This is a genomic window from Sporosarcina sp. 6E9 (assembly GCF_017921835.1).
Taxonomy (GTDB): Bacteria; Bacillota; Bacilli; order Bacillales_A; family Planococcaceae; genus Sporosarcina.
This window is the reverse complement of record NZ_JAGEMN010000003.1, coordinates 50607-69914: the sequence shown is the minus strand read 5'-3', so window position 1 is coordinate 69914 and position 19308 is coordinate 50607. Positions and strand designations below refer to the sequence as shown.

Annotated in this window: 16 protein-coding genes; 9 read left to right on the top strand and 7 right to left on the bottom strand. The window is 40.5% G+C overall.

Annotation, left to right across the window (positions count from 1 at the left end):
- Positions 1 to 109: 109 nt before the first annotated feature.
- Both J4G36_RS13355 and J4G36_RS13350 read left to right on the top strand, forming a co-directional pair.
- Positions 110 to 904, top strand: a complete 795-nt coding sequence (locus J4G36_RS13355) for an alpha/beta fold hydrolase (protein WP_210470898.1) — start codon at positions 110 to 112, stop codon at positions 902 to 904.
- Between the two features lie 311 nt (positions 905 to 1215).
- A complete protein-coding gene (locus J4G36_RS13350) occupies positions 1216 to 1407 on the top strand; it encodes a hypothetical protein (RefSeq protein WP_210470897.1) in 192 nt (63 codons plus the stop codon).
- Positions 1408 to 1755: 348 nt separating this feature from the next.
- On the opposite strand, the gene hmpA is transcribed toward J4G36_RS13350, so the two are convergent.
- Positions 1756 to 2943: an NO-inducible flavohemoprotein gene (gene hmpA, locus J4G36_RS13345; protein ID WP_210470896.1), complete on the bottom strand. Its 1188-nt coding sequence runs from the start codon at positions 2941 to 2943 to the stop codon at positions 1756 to 1758.
- Positions 2944 to 3106: 163 nt separating this feature from the next.
- On the opposite strand from hmpA, the gene J4G36_RS13340 reads away from it, so the two are divergent.
- Positions 3107 to 3541: an Rrf2 family transcriptional regulator gene (locus J4G36_RS13340; RefSeq protein WP_210470895.1), complete on the top strand. Its 435-nt coding sequence runs from the start codon at positions 3107 to 3109 to the stop codon at positions 3539 to 3541.
- Positions 3542 to 3640: 99 nt separating this feature from the next.
- The gene (locus tag J4G36_RS13335; RefSeq protein ID WP_210470894.1) at positions 3641 to 4570 is read left to right on the top strand and encodes a manganese-dependent inorganic pyrophosphatase; all 930 of its coding nucleotides are present in this window, start codon (positions 3641 to 3643) and stop codon (positions 4568 to 4570) included.
- A gap of 52 nt (positions 4571 to 4622) precedes the next feature.
- Here the strand turns inward: J4G36_RS13335 and J4G36_RS13330 are convergent, their stop codons facing one another.
- From J4G36_RS13330 to J4G36_RS13310, 5 genes are all read right to left on the bottom strand, one after another.
- On the bottom strand, positions 4623 to 5891 hold the full coding sequence (locus J4G36_RS13330; protein ID WP_210470893.1) for an exo-beta-N-acetylmuramidase NamZ family protein: 1269 nt from the start codon (positions 5889 to 5891) through the stop codon (positions 4623 to 4625).
- Between the two features lie 18 nt (positions 5892 to 5909).
- Positions 5910 to 7958, bottom strand: a complete 2049-nt coding sequence (locus J4G36_RS13325; RefSeq protein WP_210471093.1) for a glycoside hydrolase family 3 protein — start codon at positions 7956 to 7958, stop codon at positions 5910 to 5912.
- A 56-nt stretch (positions 7959 to 8014) separates the two neighbouring features.
- Positions 8015 to 9727: a serine hydrolase domain-containing protein gene (locus tag J4G36_RS13320; protein ID WP_210470892.1), complete on the bottom strand. Its 1713-nt coding sequence runs from the start codon at positions 9725 to 9727 to the stop codon at positions 8015 to 8017.
- 537 nt (positions 9728 to 10264) lie between these two features.
- Positions 10265 to 11050, bottom strand: coding sequence for an AAA family ATPase (locus tag J4G36_RS13315; RefSeq protein WP_210470891.1), 786 nt, complete (start codon positions 11048 to 11050; stop codon positions 10265 to 10267).
- 48 nt (positions 11051 to 11098) lie between these two features.
- Complete coding sequence (locus J4G36_RS13310; RefSeq protein ID WP_210470890.1) at positions 11099 to 12472, bottom strand: FAD-dependent oxidoreductase; 1374 nt, start codon at positions 12470 to 12472, stop codon at positions 11099 to 11101.
- Between the two features lie 95 nt (positions 12473 to 12567).
- Between J4G36_RS13310 and J4G36_RS13305 the strand changes: the two genes are divergently transcribed.
- The 3 genes from J4G36_RS13305 to J4G36_RS13295 all read left to right on the top strand — a co-directional run bounded on the left by J4G36_RS13305 (position 12568) and on the right by J4G36_RS13295 (position 15321).
- Entirely contained in the window at positions 12568 to 13212 is a 645-nt protein-coding gene (locus tag J4G36_RS13305) for a DsbA family oxidoreductase (RefSeq protein WP_210470889.1), read from the top strand.
- Positions 13213 to 13582: 370 nt separating this feature from the next.
- Positions 13583 to 14509 carry a UDP-N-acetylmuramate dehydrogenase gene (murB, locus tag J4G36_RS13300; RefSeq protein ID WP_210471092.1) on the top strand — a complete coding sequence of 309 codons (927 nt, stop codon included), beginning with the start codon at positions 13583 to 13585 and terminating at the stop codon, positions 14507 to 14509.
- Between the two features lie 98 nt (positions 14510 to 14607).
- Positions 14608 to 15321 (top strand): YjjG family noncanonical pyrimidine nucleotidase, encoded by a 714-nt coding sequence (locus tag J4G36_RS13295; protein ID WP_210470888.1) that lies wholly within the window; start codon positions 14608 to 14610, stop codon positions 15319 to 15321.
- A gap of 166 nt (positions 15322 to 15487) precedes the next feature.
- On the opposite strand, the gene J4G36_RS13290 is transcribed toward J4G36_RS13295, so the two are convergent.
- Positions 15488 to 16165, bottom strand: a complete 678-nt coding sequence (locus J4G36_RS13290) for a universal stress protein (RefSeq protein WP_210470887.1) — start codon at positions 16163 to 16165, stop codon at positions 15488 to 15490.
- 315 nt (positions 16166 to 16480) lie between these two features.
- Between J4G36_RS13290 and J4G36_RS13285 the strand changes: the two genes are divergently transcribed.
- Positions 16481 to 18895 (top strand): Na+/H+ antiporter subunit A, encoded by a 2415-nt coding sequence (locus tag J4G36_RS13285; RefSeq protein ID WP_210470886.1) that lies wholly within the window; start codon positions 16481 to 16483, stop codon positions 18893 to 18895.
- Positions 18885 to 19307, top strand: a complete 423-nt coding sequence (locus tag J4G36_RS13280) for a Na(+)/H(+) antiporter subunit B (protein WP_210470885.1) — start codon at positions 18885 to 18887, stop codon at positions 19305 to 19307. The genes J4G36_RS13285 and J4G36_RS13280 overlap by 11 nt, the downstream gene beginning before the upstream one ends.
- Position 19308: the final 1 nt, after the last annotated feature.

Below are 19308 nucleotides of genomic sequence, written 5' to 3'. Positions count from 1 at the left end.
ATAAACCCCTAAGATATGATAAATTATAGAGTGTCATCTGAAAATAATTATTAAATTTTAAACGAATTAATTTATATAGAATATCTTTAATAGACTAGGGGAGGAAATTATGCTTCATTATCGAACTTACGAAGTTGGCCAAGAAGCACCATGGGTTACTTTTGTGCACGGCGCGGGAGGCAGCTCTTCGACTTGGTTTAAACAAATTCGTGAATTTAGAAAAGAACATAACGTCCTTCTGATCGATTTGCGTGGACATGGAAAATCTGAAGGCGGTCGTTGGGAAAAAGGCGACACCTTTTTAGATATTTCAAAAGAAGTTATCGATGTATTAGATGAATTAAAAGTAGAAAAAACGCATGTGATCGGCATGTCGCTAGGAACGATTGTTGCCCAAACGATGGCGGATAATTATCCGGATCGTGTAAAGTCACTAATCCTAGGCGGCGCGATTATCCGTTTTGATATTCGAACGAAACTATTATTATGGATTGGCCGTGCCACAAAACGTTTTGTGCCTTATATGTTACTCTATAAATTATTCGCCTATATAATCATGCCACGAAAGCAACATGAAGAATCACGTCTAGCTTTCGTCAATGAAGCAAAAAAAATGTATCAGAAAGAATTCATTAAATGGTTCTCTCTCACGAAACTCATCAATCCTTATCTAACACGACTTCAGACATCAACGACGGACATACCGACATTATTTCTCATGGGTGAGGAAGATTACTTATTCATCCCTCCGATTGAAGAGGCGGTTCAAAAAAGTGACGCTTTTGAATTCATCAAGATTAAAAACAGTGGACATGTCTGCAATATCGAACAGCCCGAAATCTTCAACAAACTTTCAATTGACTACATTTCAAAAATCGAACAAATGAAAGCCGTTCCTCAGTGATGATAACCCGCTCAGTTGAGTGGTAAAAAAGTTAAAATAACAAGCAAATTAGAACAACAATCAGCATCGCAATTAGCGGTGCTTTTTTATATTTTAAAAAGGATTTTTGTGGTAATTCTGCTATGGTTACAGTAGAGTTAGTATTCATTAAACGGGCTATTTGAGAGAGGTCATAACTCAAATTGCATTTCTATTGTTTGCTGTTAGTGCATTACTTAAGATTTTAGATGAGGGTTAATAAATAAAAAAAGCAGTTGTGAGATAAACTGTGCCAGATTATTAGAATCAATTTAGGGTTAGGGGGAAACACAATGAAAAAATATCATCGGTCTAGCTTACTGTTAATTATTATTGTTTCTATCACGATAATTATATCTACGTATTGGTTGGATTTAGAGATTGGCTATGGGATTATACTTCTGTTCATAGCTGTTGGGTATACTATTTTTCTAAATATAAAAGCAGCTAGAAATGAACAACAGAAAGATAAGCAACTTCGATAAACTGTACTATTAACTAATCTGATGTTCAAAGGAATGATTATAATTCTAGAAGTTATTTTTACCAACTTTCTGTTTTGGTTTGTATGGTTACCTCTTATATTTTCAATTTCCATAATTGTTGTTTATAAAAAGGAAAATAAAGACTTTATAAAACCTTTGTTAATATTTTTAGGCGCATACTATGTTGCGAGAACAATATTTTATATTCTCTAACATTTAATCCGAAATCCTTTTGGTGTGAACCTCAGCAATTCAATGCTAACCGATCCTTAAGGTTGTTATATAGAAAAATAAAAAGAATCCAATTCATATTCGAATTTGGATTCTTTTTGTGTTTAATTTACTTTTTTAAGCATTAACGAGTTCTAGTTCTACAGCTGGTCCGAAGAATTCGAAGTGAATTTTCTCTTCAGAAATTCCGAGGTCATGTAAACCGCTAATGACGGCTTGTAGGAAAGGAACGGGTCCGCACACATAAATATCGCTGCCTTCCAGTACATGCTTAGCTAGGAATTCACGGTTGATGAAGCCATCTCCTTCTTCAGAATACAAAGCCTTATAAGCTGAATTCGGCATAGATGCATTTAATTCAACTAAGCGCTCATGGAAGGCTTGGTGTTTTCGAGTTCGAGCTGAATGAAGAAACGTCACAGGGCGTTCTGGTGAATCTTTTGCGATTGTTTCAAACATGCTCATCATCGGTGTAATTCCAACACCGCCACTAATTAGTGTAACAGGAGTTGTGCTTTCTATATCCAGATAGAAATCCCCAGCAGGTACGCTAATTTCAACTGTATCTCCAATGTTCACATGGTTATGAAGGAATACTGATACTTTTCCGTTTGGCTCAATTTCATCTTCTCGTTTAACTGAAATTCGATACACATCGCCAGTTGATGCTTGAGATAGGCTGTATTGACGGTTAAATGTATTCGTTTCGCCTGGAATATTGACGCGAATGGTTAAGTATTGACCTGGTTTGTAAGTAGGAAGTTTTTTACCGTCCGCCGGCTCCAAGTAAAATGACGTGATGACATCACTTTCAACGACTTTATTTACAATCGTGAAGTCTTTAAAAGTTCTCCAACCGCCGTCCAGTTGTTCAGCTTCGTCATACATTTGTTTTTCGATTCCGATAAAGGCATCCGCGATCACGCCATATGCTTCTCCCCACGCCTCGATGATTTCAGGTGTAGCCGCATCGCCAAGAACTTCTTTAATCGCGCCTAATAGATGATGGCCGACAATCGGATACTGATCTTCTGTAATTCCAAGTGATTTATGTTTATGTGCTATTTGAACAACCGCCGGTAAAATCGCGCCGAGATTATCGATATTTGCCGCTGCTGCATAAACAGCATTTGCCAAAGCAGTTTGTTGACGACCTTGAGATTGGTTCACGTGATTGAAAACATTTAAAAGCTCTGGGTGAGCTTCGAACATATTTTTGTAAAAGACAGTTGTGATTGATTTTCCGTGTTCCTCCAGTACGGGAACCGTAGATTTAATAATGTTAATCGTTTCTTGTGAAAGCATGGTAACACGTCCTTTCAGTTGATAAGTTAAGAATAACGCAGATTGAATTCTAAAGCTATATAAAATATATAACTTTAGAAAGTGTTGCGATTTCAGTCACATTTCTTTCACGTGACTGACACAAAAGGTATAATTAATGTGGAAAGTGCGGTGAAATAAAAAAGTGCGTTTAACGATGTACACGGATTTTTCCTTACGTGTTCTTTTATATATAGGTGTTAAGGGTAAAGATGAGTTGTCGACTGTTCAAGAAATATCAGATGCGTATGGCATTTCAAAAAATCATTTAACGAAAGTTGCTCATGAATTGGGCAAGCATGGTTTAATTGAAACGGTACGTGGTCGCGGTGGGGGCATTCGATTAAAGTTGGCGCCAAGCGATATAAATATTGGAGAAGTTGTCCGAAAAACAGAAGATGATTTTCATCTTGTCGAGTGTTTTAACTGCGAATTGAATAACTGCGTAATAACGCCCGCTTGCAGATTAAAAGGCGTGTTACATGAAGCACTCGCTGCCTATTTTAAAGTGCTGGATAGTTACACATTGGCGGACTTTGTGGAAAACAACGATGGACTAAGAGCGATTCTTTTTAGGTAAGTGCATACAGAATTCAGCTGTGAAACAAAATATCATTCTACAGGATACCCCAATGTGGTAATATATATGTGACGATAGATAACCAGGAGGAATATTTGCATGGAAAAAGTGTTAGTTTTTGGACATAAAAACCCGGATACGGATTCAATCACTTCGGCAATTAGCTATGCCTATTTAAAAAAGCAATTGGGCATGAATGCAGAAGCAGTTCGCCTTGGCGATATTACAGGCGAGACGGCTTATGCGCTAGAGTATTTTGGTTTTGAAGCACCGCGTTTAATCAAACAAGCGGCTCCAGAAGCGTCAAAAGTAATATTAGTCGATCATAACGAAAAACAACAAAGCGTGGATGACCTTGACGAAGTTCAAGTCATCGAAGTTGTCGATCACCACCGCATTGCAAACTTTGAAACGAGTGATCCCCTCTATTACCGCGCTGAACCAGTAGGCTGCACAGCTACAATTTTGAATAAATTATTTAAAGAAAACGGCGTGGAAGTGCCTAAAAATATTGCGGGACTTATGCTTTCCGCACTAATTTCAGATTCACTATTGTTTAAATCACCGACATTTACTGAAGAGGATCGTTTGGCAGTCGAAGAATTAACTGCAATCGCAGAGGTTGACGCGCAAATATACGGTCTTGAAATGCTGAAAGCCGGTGCAGATCTAAGTGATAAAACAATTGCAGATCTCATATCGCTTGACGCCAAAGAATTCACATTGGAAGACGGCTTAAAAATCGAAATTGCACAAGTGAATGCAGTAGACATTGAAGAAGTCATGCAAAAACAACCAGAGTTGGAAGCGGCAATCGATGCAGTAATCGCGGCGAAAGATCTTGGATTATTCCTATTTGTCGTAACCGACATCATCAACAATGATTCCATTATTTTAGCACTAGGCAACGAAGCTAACCGTGCATGCGCAGCATTCAACGTCTCACCAATGAATAATACGGCAACGTTAAAAGGTGTCGTATCACGGAAGAAGCAAATTGTTCCGGTGTTGACGGACGCATTGAAATAAGGTCATTTTAGATAAGAAAGAGACAACCCGTGTGGTTGTCTCTTTTCCTATTTCAATAGAGCAAAAAACCTCTACGTAATTTTTCAAACTCTTTTAAGTCATTTTTCCATTGTTTCTCGATTGATTTGATTGATTCTCCATTTTCAATGGCATCCATGACCCAGCCATTTCCGATAAGGTTATCGAAAAATGAAATGCCTTCACTGTTTCTAGCTCTGAATTCAAAGTCATTCGGATACATATCGTGAAGTGTTTTTACGATATGCAGTCCTGTTACAATCGGATCAAATGGTTGCTTGTTCGTAATGTGAATTTGAACGCCGTGGCTTAACTTCCCGCTGTGCTTTGAAAATGTCGGTGTAAAGGAGGCTGCACGGAACATAACACCGGGCATATTCAAATCATTTAATGCTTTAGCGAACTCAGTGCTATTAACAAAAGGAGCGCCGATTAATTCAAACGGTTTAGTCGTTCCACGTCCTTCTGAAACGTTTGTCCCTTCGATTAGAGCAGCGCCAGGATAGACCAACGCTGTCTCAAATGTTGGCATATTTGGTGAAGGCATGACAAATTGCAATGGTGTGTCATGGTAATACATATTGCGTTTCCAGCCATTCATTTGAACGACAGTCAAATCTGCGCCAATTTTAAATTCTTCATTAAATAATGTCGCCAGTTCACCAACGGTCATGCCGTGACGCAGTGGGATTGGATAATTCCCCACAAATGATGCGTAGTCGGGATCCAGCACAGGTCCTTCAACTTTTTGCCCGCCCAATGGGTTCGGGCGATCAAGTACAATAACTGAAATACCGTTTTCCTGGGCTGCTTCCATCGCATATGCCATCGTGTAGATGTAGGTGTAGAAGCGCGTTCCTACATCCTGAATATCAAACAGAAGAACATCAATATTTTCAAGCATTTCAGGTGTTGGCTTTCTAGTTTTTCCATATAAACTGTAAACGGGTAAGCCTGTTGCTTCATCAATGTAATAGTCGACATACGACCCGGCCTGCGCATCCCCGCGGACACCATGTTCGGGACCGTATAATGCGGTTAACTCAACATCGGGATCATTGTATAATAGGTCAACAATACTGTTCAGGTTTTGATCGACGCCTGTTGGATTTGTAATCAAACCAACACGTTTCCCTTTGATCAAATCCTTTTGTTCATCAAGTAGAACCTCGACACCGATTTTAAATTTATTAGGCTTGCCTTTATCTTTCCCTTTGGCAATATCCCCTTTATCCGCAAAAGCTACAGTAAGGGAACTGAGTACCAATAGAAAGGCAAACAGTGTTACAAACGTTTTCTTCATATCTTATTCCACCCCTTTTTAATATGAAAGTCCATGACCATAATCATATAAAACGCCACCGTTATGACCCGGTATGGTTACTGGAAGCTGTCCTGTAGGATTATTTTCCCCAAAAAGCGTTGCAGCCGCAGCCTTGAAACTTGCATCCCTGAATCCATACTGTGCCAGATAAGCATCAATTTCAGGGAATGCCATTATGTCATATGGATTACGTATTCCTACGCCGATGACAGGTGCATCTGCTAGTTCAATCAGCTGATTCACCATTCGCATTTGTGCACTATTAGGATCACGGGCGCTAACAGTTGACGTAGTCGTTCCGACAATGACTACACTTGCACCCCGTAACTGCTGGAGCTGTGCATCAGTTAACGGGCCTGAAGCCTTAATAAGCACTGTGTTTTCATGATGAATCTTGACTGAGTTATACAAACTCTCAATATAGGAATTCCCTACAACAATAACTTGTTCGTCGTTCGCAACATTCAAAGGAAGTACATTTTCATTTTTAACAAGTGTGATCGAGCGATTAGCTGCTACTGCTTCGACTCGTTTATGTGCATCGGATCCAACAACAGCTTCGGCATTGGCCACGACATCTTCGATAGGCTGCGGATTTTCAGTCTTCAGAATGCCGCGCCCTATTTTTAATGTCAAGATTCGTTTTACCGAAGCTTCAATGCGTTCCTCGCTGATTTCACCTGTCACAACTGCGTCAAGCAAACCATCGACAACGGCTTCTAGGTCTACAGGCATTAATATGATGTCTGTCCCTGCTTTAACAGTACGGATAACCGCATCAACCGAACCGAAGTGATCGGATATCGCGTTCATATTCAATGCATCAGTAATAATGACTCCTTCATAGCCCATTTCTTCGCGCATCAATTCGGTTAGAACCTTATATGACAGTGTGGCTGGCAAAGAAATTTCCGTTCCGTCTTTTTTAGAAATCACTTTCGTATCATCAATTTTCGGAAACGTAACATGCGCAGTCATGATTGCATCAATCTTTGCTTCCATTGCCTTTTGGAATGGATAAAGCTCTACTTCCATCAATCGTTCTTTATCATGTGGCACCTCAGGTAACCCAAGATGCGAATCGACTGCCGTATCGCCATGGCCTGGGAAGTGCTTTGCAGTAGCCGCAACACCTGTACTTTGTAGACCTTTCGTATAGGCGACACCTATTTCCGCCACCAAATCCGGTGATTCACCAATGGATCGGACACCGATTACCGGATTATCTGAATTGTTATTGACATCCAAAACAGGTGCAAGATTCATATTTATTCCAAGTGCATTTAATTCTTCCCCGATGACCCGTCCAACATCATGTGCAATTTCAGGGGAGCGTGTTGCTCCAAGTGCCATATTTCCAGGCATGTCCGTCCCTGATTGAAGACGTGTTACAATTCCGCCTTCCTGGTCAATTGTCATCAGCAGCCCATATTTTTCAGTAGCTTCTTGATAATCTGCTACAAGTCTTGCTGTTTGCTCGGTTGTAACAACATTCTCTCGGAATAATATAACCCCGCCAAGATGGTACTCTTGGATCAACTGTTCAATCTCTGGAAGCATTTTCGTCACGTTTTGACCTTTCCAGTTTCTGAAATCAGGCATAAGCATCTGGCCAATTTTTTCATTTAATGTCATACCATTGATTGCTCGATCGATTACATTGTAGCGATCACCTTTTTCTCTAATCACTTGCTGTTTAATTGGTTTATTTGCTTTGTGGTGAACGGCGATTTCGTCTCTAAAATTGCCATCCGTCACAGTGATAAATGAGCGACCGTTTTGTCCTGTGAATGTTACGACACCATTTTCATTCACAGATGCCACATTTTTGTTTTTGGAATGCCACGTCAAATTTTCGGAAGTCTTTGTAAAATGTCCATCATCATATAGATGCACGGCCTTAAGTTCAATTTGATTATTTTCCACTTCAATCGTTGATTCAGGGATGTTTTGAAAAATAATCAGGTCCTTAATATTATCGTTAGCTTGCGCTTTAACAACATTCCCCATGAGACTAATAGAGCTCATCAACAAGGCGAATATCATTACTAAAATAAATGGCCCTTTTCGAAAAAAAGTCAATTCTTTTCCTCCTCTAATTTTTAATAATTACGTTTTGTCCAGCCATCACCGCTTACATCAAGTAGCAAGTTTTTGTTACCTAGTCCTGTTAGCTTGAGATTGGCTACATACCAGCCGCGCCCATTATTATAAGTGTCTGTATCATATCGGAAGCGGATGTGGGTAGTGCCTGCAGGGATTCGTGCTTCAGCGGATTGCCAATCACCGCTGCTACCTGTAAATGGATCCACTACAGTATCCCAATTCACACCATCACTCGACACCTCAACAACTCCAAAGTCATAGCCACGTTCTGTTCGATACCAAGTGTCAAATGAAAGTGTAGCGTCCGTATCCAGATTGACTTCTGCAGTTAGGCTTCTATCCAATAGACCACCATATCCCGAGAACCATGCGCCATCTTTTTTGTTCGGCATAGAAACAGGGATGGCATCAGCAACTTGCCTAGCGAACTGCCGTCTGGCAGGGTTGGTTGAAACAGTTGAACGAGTCGGGTGAACGCGATTGGTCAATAATATAGCAATTGTGTCATTGTTTTTATTAATGACAATTGATGTTCCCGTATAGCCAGTATGTCCAAGTGTTGAGGCTTCTGATAATCCATCCATATACCAGATTTGAGAAAGTTCCCATCCTAAGCCGTGTTCATTTCCAGGGAATTCAGGTATTTGATTTTCAACCAACAATTGAACTGTTTCAGGCTTAAGCAGCTGTTTGCTTCCGTAGCGCCCATCATTTACATACATATGTGCAAGTTTTGCCAAATCATTTGCGGTAGAGAAAACCCCGGCATGTCCCGCAACGCCATCAAGTGACCATGCATTTTCATCATGAACTTCGCCCCAGACAAGTCCTCTGTTTATCTCTGGCTGATATTCTGTTGCGGCAATACGTTTTTTCAGTTTTTCAGAAGGGTTGTACATCGTATCCTTCATATTGAGAGGCTTGGTAATATTTTCTTTAACGTATTCATCCAGACGTTTGCCGGAAATTCGTTCAATAATTTCTCCTAAAGTAATCATGTTCAAATCGCTATATGTGTATTTCGTTCCTGGTGAATTTGCCAATGGATATTGAAACACGTACTGTAGGCGATCTTCCCGGCTATCTCCAATCGTGTGCAAGGGAACCCAAGCAGTAAAACCTGAAGTATGTGTCATCAATTGACGGATTGTTACATCGCCTTTTCCATTTTGTGCAAACTCGGGTATATGGGTTGCCACCGAATCATCCAAATTAAAGTGGCCGTCTTCATAAAGAATCATTGCGGCAGTAGTTGTAAAGATTTTACTGATAGAAGCAAGATCGAATATTGTATCCTTGTCCATAGAAATGGGGTTATCCACCTCTGTTCCGGTGTCATCTTGATACAATACAGCGTGCCCATAGGCTTCATGTTGTACAATGTGTCCGCGTCTTGCGACAAACGTTACCGCACCTGGCATTGTGCCATTTTCAATCAGTCCATCCATAACTGAATCAATCTCCAGTAATGGTCCTTCCATCATGCCGGCACCTTTAACTGATCCGGGATGAAGAACCGGGGATGATGGACCAGAATTACCCCAAGTAAATTTAGGATGCGGTTTTGAGGTTAGGATCTTACTGTCATGCTTTTCGCTAGTAGGACTATGAATCTTTCCATTTGCAGCATTCGTAGCGGCCCCTGTATTGAATAGTAATGTAGTGGTTAAGACCGCAGCCATCGAAAAGTACATTGCATTGCGTCGCATACGTCTCCTCCTAATAAGTTTTAGTGGAATAAACAAAAGAATTAAAAACTTCCAACAACTCAAAGATATAGGATAGTAAAAAAACTGTCTATGCCACTTGAGAACTGTAATTTTCAATAAAAAATGAAATTATGATTTAAAAGTACCGGGAGAAACGACACATGTACAAGTTGGGGAAGTAGCTGAGAAGTTTGTCCTCTCAAGGGTTTGAGGGAAGTATTATCTATGTAAGTTAAATAAAGTAAGGTTGCACAATATAATAAAAATAGTGAAACAAAATTTCACACCATATAAAACTTCAGAGAGGGCGTAATAAAAAAGTTTACGCCTGAAATATACCAGAGTAAACAAAAGGACTTATCTATTTAGTTTCACATTCATTTTTCCATCTAAACATCCTTTTAAAGAAAACTAACCAATCTACCAAAACTTACTAGCGATGGCGCCTTGGAAGCATCCACCAAGTGCAGAAAAATATAGTTCAATCTTTCCCTAGCGCCAAAGCTAATTTCAATGATCATACTCGGTTTACCTTTATCAATCCAACAAATGCCGTAAATATCTCCCAGGTTCATTCAAAAAGTTTCGCGTTAACTGAACATGTTCAATCTCATCAAACGAGCGATTAACAAGTTCGCCATCCTGGATCTCATACAAATCCGCGCCGGGATAGGCCATGAGAATCGGGGAGTGAGTCGAGATTAGAAACTTCGCCCCTTCGTTGGCCATATCATGCAACATGGCCAGCAAACTAAGTTGCCTGTTCGGCGACAACGGTGCCTCGGGCTCGTCAAGTATGTAGAAGCCATCGGGTTTAAACCGCGCTTGAAATAAATCAAGAAAGCTTTCACCGTGAGATCTTTTATCCAGACCTTCGCCGTACAAGTGACGAAGCTCATAATAAGTACGTGCATAGGGCAATACTTCTAGTGAGTTTGGATCACGTTTTTTAATTTCTTCCATTGTAATTCGTGCTTCTTCTCGAATGTTTGCGAGACTGCGTGTGTATGTAATGAAATCGGATGCTCTGAAGAAGAACCCGTTGCCTGTTTTCACAGACCAAATTAGTTTTAATTCGTCCGCTAATTCAAATGCCGGTGAAAAAGAACGATCCATTTCCATATGCTCACCGCTGATTAATATACTACCCGCAGCAGCAGCGATTCCTTCAAGAAGCGTCGTTTTGCCGCTTCCATTATCGCCTGCAATAATCGTCACGGGTGCCGTCAAATGTAGTGCGTCAAAGTTTTTAACAACTTCAGGATTGAACGGATACCGGTCTTCTTTCGACCAGCGAATACGCCTTATTTCTCGTAATGTCATTTGAAACACCCCTTTTTACTAGTATACCGTAAAGGGGGAATATTAAAATCATCGTTTTAGCGGTCTTGTGGCAGGGCCTTCAAGAACGGTACCATCTTTTCTAAAGCGTGAGCCATGACACGGACAGTCCCATGTTTCCTCGGCGTTATTCCATCTCGTTCGGCATCCCATATGTGTGCAGATAGGTGCTTCCCGCCTTGACATATGGCCAATCGTAAACTCTCTTGCGACTAGCCCCGATAATTTTAACGCTTGGCGTGCAAATGCTCCAAATCCAGTACGACTTGGTGCAAAAAGTGGAGTTGCACGGTTCTTTTTCCCAACAATTTGATCGCTAATTATTCGCGCGCAAGCCAGCGAGTTTGAAAGACCCCATTTACTGTACCCTGTACTTATATAGATATGAGGCATACTTGAAGAAATGATTCCAGCGTAGGGAATAATGTCAGGTGTCTCGGGATCTTGCGCTGACCAACCGATTTTTGATCTAGAAAGTTTAAAAGTATCCGCCATGTCATCGTATAAACGCGTGTAATGCGCTTCCGTGTTTTCTTTCATTCCCGCTGGATGGCTCGCGCCGGATAATAGAATATAAGTTTTCCCATCGACTTTCGCAGTTCGAACAGATCTTTTCGGCGAATCAACTGAAATATACTGTCCTTGTAACGCCATATCGGCTTCTGCAGAAACAATATAAGAACGATCAACCGCTAACTTCATAACTTGAATACCCCGCAACGCTTCAATGGGATAATGCGTACATAAAACAAGTTCACTAAAATGGACGGTATGCTCATGTTTAGTCGATAAATATTTATTGTCGAAATCCATATGGATAACAGCCGTATTTTCAAAAATTCGTGCACCGGCTTCGACTGCCAATCGCGCTAGTTTTTGTCCAAATCGTACTGGATGTATTTGGCTTTCGTTTTTCAAAGTCAGCGTTGCATCAAAGGGAACGGGAAGTTCTGAATTTCTACCGAGTTCCCCGGGAATCCCGATTTCTTGATAAGCGTCAAATTCTCTTCGAAGTTCCTGGGTTCCGAAATTCGATTGAGAATAGAGAATGGAATCTGCGGTCCTTAATTCGTCATCTGTGGCGATGGATTGTCCAAGATGAAGTGCTTCTTTATTCACTTCGTAATAGAGTTTTGCACCATCCAACCCAAACTTTTTCAATAAACTCGCATAAATGAGATTATGTTGTACAGTCAACTTGCCTGTAGAATTTCCCGTGGCGCCTTCCAAAATCCGGTTTTTCTCTAGAAGAACGACATCTTTTCCTTCCTTTGCAAGAAAATAGGCATTCGCAATTCCACTTAAACCACCACCAACAATACAAACATCGCAATGTCGATCTTCCTTCAGTGATGGATAATGGTCGCGGGGATAAGCAGTTCGAAGCCATAATGATTGGGCCATCCAGAAAAGCCTCCTTTTTGAACTTTTAGTGTAGGCATATACATTGTTACCTAATTTCAAAGAATTTATGATACATAAAAGGAGAGGTGTTCAAAATGAAAATTGAAATATGGTCCGATTACGTTTGTCCTTTTTGTTATATTGGCAAACGCAGATTTGAAGAAGCCTTGGAGAAAACGGGCTTAGGAGATAATGTGGAAGTTGTTTACAAAGCGTACGAACTCGGTCCAAATGCTCCGGCAACATCAGATGAAACCATGGCAGAATCCCTTGCTGAAAAATATAGTATTAGTATAGATGAAGCGAAAGGAATGACCGATAATGTTGTCGTTCAAGCGGAGTCTATTGGTCTAAAGTATAATTTTGATACGATGCATCCAGCAAACACATTCAATGCCCATCGTCTCGCAAAACTTGCAGAACAAGAGGGTCTTGGAGAAGAAATGACTGAACAATTGCTCCATGCATATTTTATTGAATCAAAAAGAATAGGATTAGACGAAGTACTCATCGACGTTTGTGAAAAGGTCGGTATTTCAAAAGAACGGGCAGATGAGGTCATTAAATCCGAGGCTTTTGCAGAAGAAGTGAAGGCAGATATTACCGAAGCAGGGCAAATAGGCGTTCAAGGCGTGCCGTTCTTCGTTATTAATCGTAAATATGCGATATCCGGGGCCCAACCCGCTGAAACTTTCGCGGAGGCGCTTCAAAAGGTTGCCGAAGAAGAGGGCATTCGATAATTACGACATATAAAAAACGGACATGTGGTTTGTAAGCCACATGTCCGTTTTATAATCTTATTTATTGTTCAGGGTTCACTTGTTCGTCAAACAAAGCAACGTTATCGGAAGAAGGAAGGATTTTCGTCAAACAAAGCAACGTTTTTACAAAAGTAAGCAACGTTTCCACGAAAGAAGGAAACGTTTTGCCCGAACAAAGAAACGTTCGCTGGAAATTACCACTCAAAACAAGCCAACACTCAAAAATTCGTCATCCCAAGATAGTTAGAAAGAAGTGTTCTCGTTCTTTCAATAAACAATCCTTGTCAAATATACAATTTCCAAGCATACTAATAGAGGTGAAAGGCTAATTTGAAAGGACTGTATGTTGATGTCAAAGCATCAGTGGTATAAAGATTTACAAAGAAAAATTAAACATGGTGTACTCCGAATCGATGAACCATTATGCAAATATACGATGACGAAGCTAGGCGGTTCTGCCGATATTCTTGTCATCCCTACTACAATAGATGAAACAGAAGCCACCGTTCGCTATGCATATGAACATGATATTCCGCTACTGCTACTGGGAAATGGATCCAATATGGTTGTACGGGACGGCGGAGTCAGAGGTATCGTTCTACATTTATCAAAACTAAATCAAATCAAAATCGAAGGCACTTCAGTTCATGCGGAAGGCGGCGCGAATATATTCGATGTTTCCCGACTTTCTGGGGCAAAATCATTAACTGGATTTGAATTTGCTTGCGGCATTCCGGGATCAGTAGGCGGCGCTATGGCGATGAATGCTGGGGCGTACGGCGGGGAAATTAAAGATATTATCGTCCAAGTCACCGTGCTCACAAAGGAAGGGAAGCGTATCGTCCTTTCCAAAGATGAACTCGAACTTGGCTATCGCCAAAGCATCATTACGAAAAAAGGCTATTATGTTTTATCGGCAGACTTTAATCTCCAAATCGGCAGCCAAGAAGAAATCAACGCGAAAATGGCCGACCTAACTTACCAAAGAGAATCCAAACAACCCCTTGAATTCCCATCTGCCGGAAGTGTTTTCAAACGGCCACCTGGCTATTACGCTGGGAAACTCATTCAAGACAGCGGACTCCAAGGAAAAGGATTTGGCGGTGCAGAAGTATCCGTCAAACATGCGGGATTCATCGTCAATAAAAACAACGCAACTGCTACAGATTATATCCAAACCATCGAAATGGTGAAATCTGAAGTTAAAAAGAACTTCGGCGTAGACCTCGAACTCGAAGTGAAAATCGTCGGAGAAGAAAAAGAAACAAATGACTAACTAGAAAAAATTAAAAACAAAGCCCGAATTCGCATAAGAATTCGGGCAGTTTTAGATTTATAAAAAACACAATACTAAACAGGAAGCGGAGCGTAATCTTGAAAAAATATAAAACGTTATTATTTGATGTAGATGATACATTATTGGATTTTGGAGCTGCTGAAAGAGAAGCATTACGCTCGTTATTTAAGGAACAAAACATTTCCTTGACCGCTGAAATGAAAGCCAACTATAAAAAAATAAATCAAGAACTCTGGAAGTCCTTTGAAGAAGGAAAAATAAATCGCGATGAGGTCCTGAATACTCGTTTTTCTATTTTATTCAAGGCATATAATCAAGAAGTTGATGGCGCTTTACTTGAAAAGAGCTATCGCAGCTACTTAGAAGAGGGTAAACAACTTGTGGATGGCGCATTCGAATTAATAACGGACTTACAGGATCAATATGACTTATATATTGTCACGAACGGTGTTTCCAAGACTCAGTATAAACGATTACGTGATTCAGGATTATATCAATTATTTAAAGGTGTTTTCGTGTCAGAGGACACGGGCTTTCAGAAGCCGATGAAGGCGTATTTTGATTATGTATTTGCAAGAATTGCTAATTTTGATGCAAACCAAGCATTAATCATCGGAGATTCTCTAAGTGCGGATATCAAAGGCGGACAGCTAGCTGAAATAGACACATGTTGGTTTAACCCTGAAATGAAACCCAATAACACAAATATAGTTCCAACCCATGAGATTCAAAAACTTGAGGAACTCTATCGGATTTTATTAGAAAAGGAAACTAGGATTGGTATCATATAATCAATCATGCATGAATAATTTTAATGAGCATAGCTGATTGTAGTGGAGGGCGGCGACTCCCGTGGGCTCACCGTCCGCCCCACAGGAAAGCGCCGCCCGGAACGGAAATCAACGGTCCAATTAAAAAAAGCGAGTACTTGATGAAAAGTTCAAGTACTCGCAAAATTTATATTTTCTTTTTATTCTCCTGAATCAAATCAGGATTGGCAACATGATCATCTGTAATATGAACCTGGCACATCTTATGGTTACTGAAAAACTTAAAAATCCCATTGTTGAAATCAGTGCCAATCTCCTTAAAGAAAATCCCTTTATGGCAAGCATCTTTAGATAAGGTGAACTTAACGCGATAACCTTCGCCTTCCTTAACTAAATATGCACGGACGCCCTTCTCGAACATCCCTTCAATCTCATCTTTTATAGAACGATCAACAGAAACAACATGGAAATCGACAAATGTAATTTCACGCAACAACACATTCATGAAGGAGCCCTTTGTGATTTCTTCCCATCTGCTCTGGGCAGTTTGTCCAATAATAATTTGCGTTATATTATGCTCATGCGCAACTTCCGCAATCACTTTAGCAGACGGACGTTTTTCGTTGTCGCGAATAATAAATTCTTCAATATCCAATTCCTCCGCAAGTGCTTGCCAGCGTTCAACGTAATCAGACTTCTCAGCATCAAACTCGTCGAAAGGAAGCGGATCCACGGTTAAAATATAAATCGGACAATCCATGATACTTGCCATTTTATGTCCTCGTCTAATGAGACGTTCACCATTTGGACCGTAGTAGACACAAACGAGTATAGCCTCGTCCATACGACCTTTTACCTTGCCCATGGTGGGATTCACCTCTTGTTTAATTATAGTCTTTCCATAGTCATAAACGATAATATACTCGTATATGAAAACTTAACTAGTATATATGATATTGCCGAAACGGACAAGTTGATTGACTAAATGCTTCTAAGTGCGAAAAACCTGATTTTAGTGTATAATTCCAACTGTACCATGAAGAAACCTAGGCAAAAATCCACTTAAAAGATGTGTCGCAATCGAAGTCCTCTATGGCATACTATTATGCGCTCAGACACTGTATGAGTCAAGCTTTCTTTATCATGAGTTATTCACAAGTTTTTGATTGGAGGTAAGCATTTGTTAACAATATTGATGGCAATACTTATACCCTTTATTGCTGCTATCTTCATTCCATTCATCTATAAATTCATCCCACGTATTAATATTGGTTGGTTCGTACTTGTTGTTCCTATTATCCTATTTATAGGGTTGGTCAGATACGTCCCCTCTGTTGCCGCAGGAAAAACATACATAAAAACAATTTCTTGGATTCCTTCCGCAGGTATTAATTTCACTACATATTTGGATGGTCTTAGTTTAATATTCGCGCTCTTAATAACGGGAGTGGGAAGTCTTGTAATTTTATATTCGATTTATTATTTATCCGATAGAGAGTCTTTGGGGCATTTCTATGTGTATTTACTCATGTTCATGGGCTCGATGCTCGGCGTAGTATTTTCGGATAATATGATGGTCCTCTATGTCTTTTGGGAATTAACGAGCATTTCGTCATTCTTACTCATCGCATTTTGGTACCACCGAAAACAATCTAGATACGGCGCTCAAAAGTCCTTACTCATTACTGTTACAGGTGGATTGGCAATGCTTATCGGGTTTGTCATGTTGTATGCGATGACTGGATCTTTCAGTATTAGAGAAAACATTGCAGCGATAGGAGAATTTACGAGTCACCCATTATTTATTCCTGCATTAGTACTTGTTTTACTTGGTGCGTTTACAAAATCCGCACAATTTCCTTTCCATATCTGGTTGCCTGACGCGATGGAAGCGCCGACACCAGTTAGTGCGTATTTACACTCAGCAACAATGGTAAAGGCGGGCATCTATATAGTCGCACGATTTACACCCATATTCGGCGGTGAAGAAGTGTGGTTTTATGCCGTCAGTGGAATCGGACTGCTCACGCTGTTTTGGGGTTCATTAAACGCAATCAGACAAACCGATCTAAAAGCGTTATTAGCCTATTCGACAATTAGTCAACTCGGGTTAGTGATGAGTTTGTTTGGATTAGGATCTGTGGCGCTTCATACGGGCGCATCCTCGAATTCCGTGCTATATACGCAAGCCACTTTCGCCGCTTTATTTCATCTGATTAACCATTCAACGTTCAAAGGTGCGCTTTTCATGGTCGTCGGAATTGTTGACCATAACGTCGGGACACGTGACGTTCGAAGGCTCGGCGGACTTATGTCTTTAATGCCTGTGACATTTTCAATCGCGCTTATCGGTAGCTTCTCAATGGCAGGGTTGCCGCCATTTAATGGTTTCTTAAGTAAAGAAATGTTTTTTGAAGCGATGTTAATGATGCGTAATGTAGATGTTATGTCTGTCGGTTCATGGGGAACCATTTTCCCGATTGTTGCGTGGATCGCGAGCATTTTTACGTTTGTCTACAGTATGATCATTGTTTTCCAAACGTTTTTCGGTGAACATCAGCCGGATAGGCTAGATAGAAAAGCACATGAAGCTTCTAAGGGAATGCTGATCGCACCTTCTGTTTTAGCTGTACTTGTCGTTGGCATTTTCTTTTTCCCGAATATCATCGGAAATTATTTATTGCGACCTGCAATGGCTGCAATCTATCCAACATTTTCGGGTGTTAATCAGTTAACACCCCATATTAGTGCCTGGCATGGTTTGAAAAATAATATGCCATTGTTCATGACAATCGGCGTTGTGATTATCGGATATTTATTGTACATTACCTTGCATCGTTGGCGTTCGCTGTATTCAGTGGGGCCGATGCTTTGGAATTTGGACACGCTTTATAATTGGTCACTGAAGCAAATGGAAAGTAGCTCAACCGCACTAACGGATTATTATATGTCAGGGCATCTTCGTGACTATCTTACATATATATTCGGATTCTTCCTTCTTGCGATAGGTGGAAGTCTCGTGTTATTCGGCGGATTATCATTTGATGTGTCCAACGATGCACCCATTTTGATCAATGAAGTGATTCTTGTATTAGTCATGGCAATCGCTGCGATTAGCATCATCTTTGTTCCATCGCGCGTCACCGCCATTTTATTGAACGGCGTTTTGGGCTATTCAATTGCCTTGTTTTTCGTAATATTCCGCGCGCCTGATCTGGCTTTGACGCAAATTGTCGTCGAAACAGTGACGACTGCCTTATTCCTGTTATGTTTTCATTTCTTACCGGAATTAAAACGAGAAACATCGGTTCGCTCATCAAAAATCTTCAATGGAATTATCGCAATTTCTGCAGGAGTGATTGTCACGGTAATTGCACTTTCGGTTCAGGGCAATAAACTTTTCGATTCTGTCTCGATTTACTTTGAAAATGCGTATGAGTTAACAGGCGGTAAAAATATCGTCAATACGATTTTAGGGGATTTCCGTGCTTTTGATACGATGCTGGAAGTCGTCGTTCTTTTCATCGCTGGAATTGGTGTGTATACATTGATTAAACTCAAGGCGAGAAAGGGGGAACGAGACGTTGAAGACTAATGATGTAATTTTAAGGACAGTAACAAAGGCTGTCGTGTTCATCATTTTAACATTTGGCGTAGAGCTCTTTTTTGCGGGACATAATAGCCCTGGCGGCGGCTTTATCGGCGGTCTTGTTCTTTCATCTGCCTTAGTCTTATTATTTTTGGTGTATGATATCGAAACGGTGCAACAAGGTATTCCTGTAGATTTTAAGAAGGTTGCGGCTGTCGGCGTTATTTTCGCAGTCGGAACCGGTGTAGGCGCAGTTTTATTCGGCGCAGCTTTTTTAACCCAGACATTTGGCATGTTTCATTTGCCGGTATTTGGAGATACAGAATTAGCAACCGTTGTTTTATTTGAAGTGGGGGTTGCGTTAACCGTTGTTGGTACGGTGGTAACAATCATATTAAGTATTAGTGAGGATGTGTAGC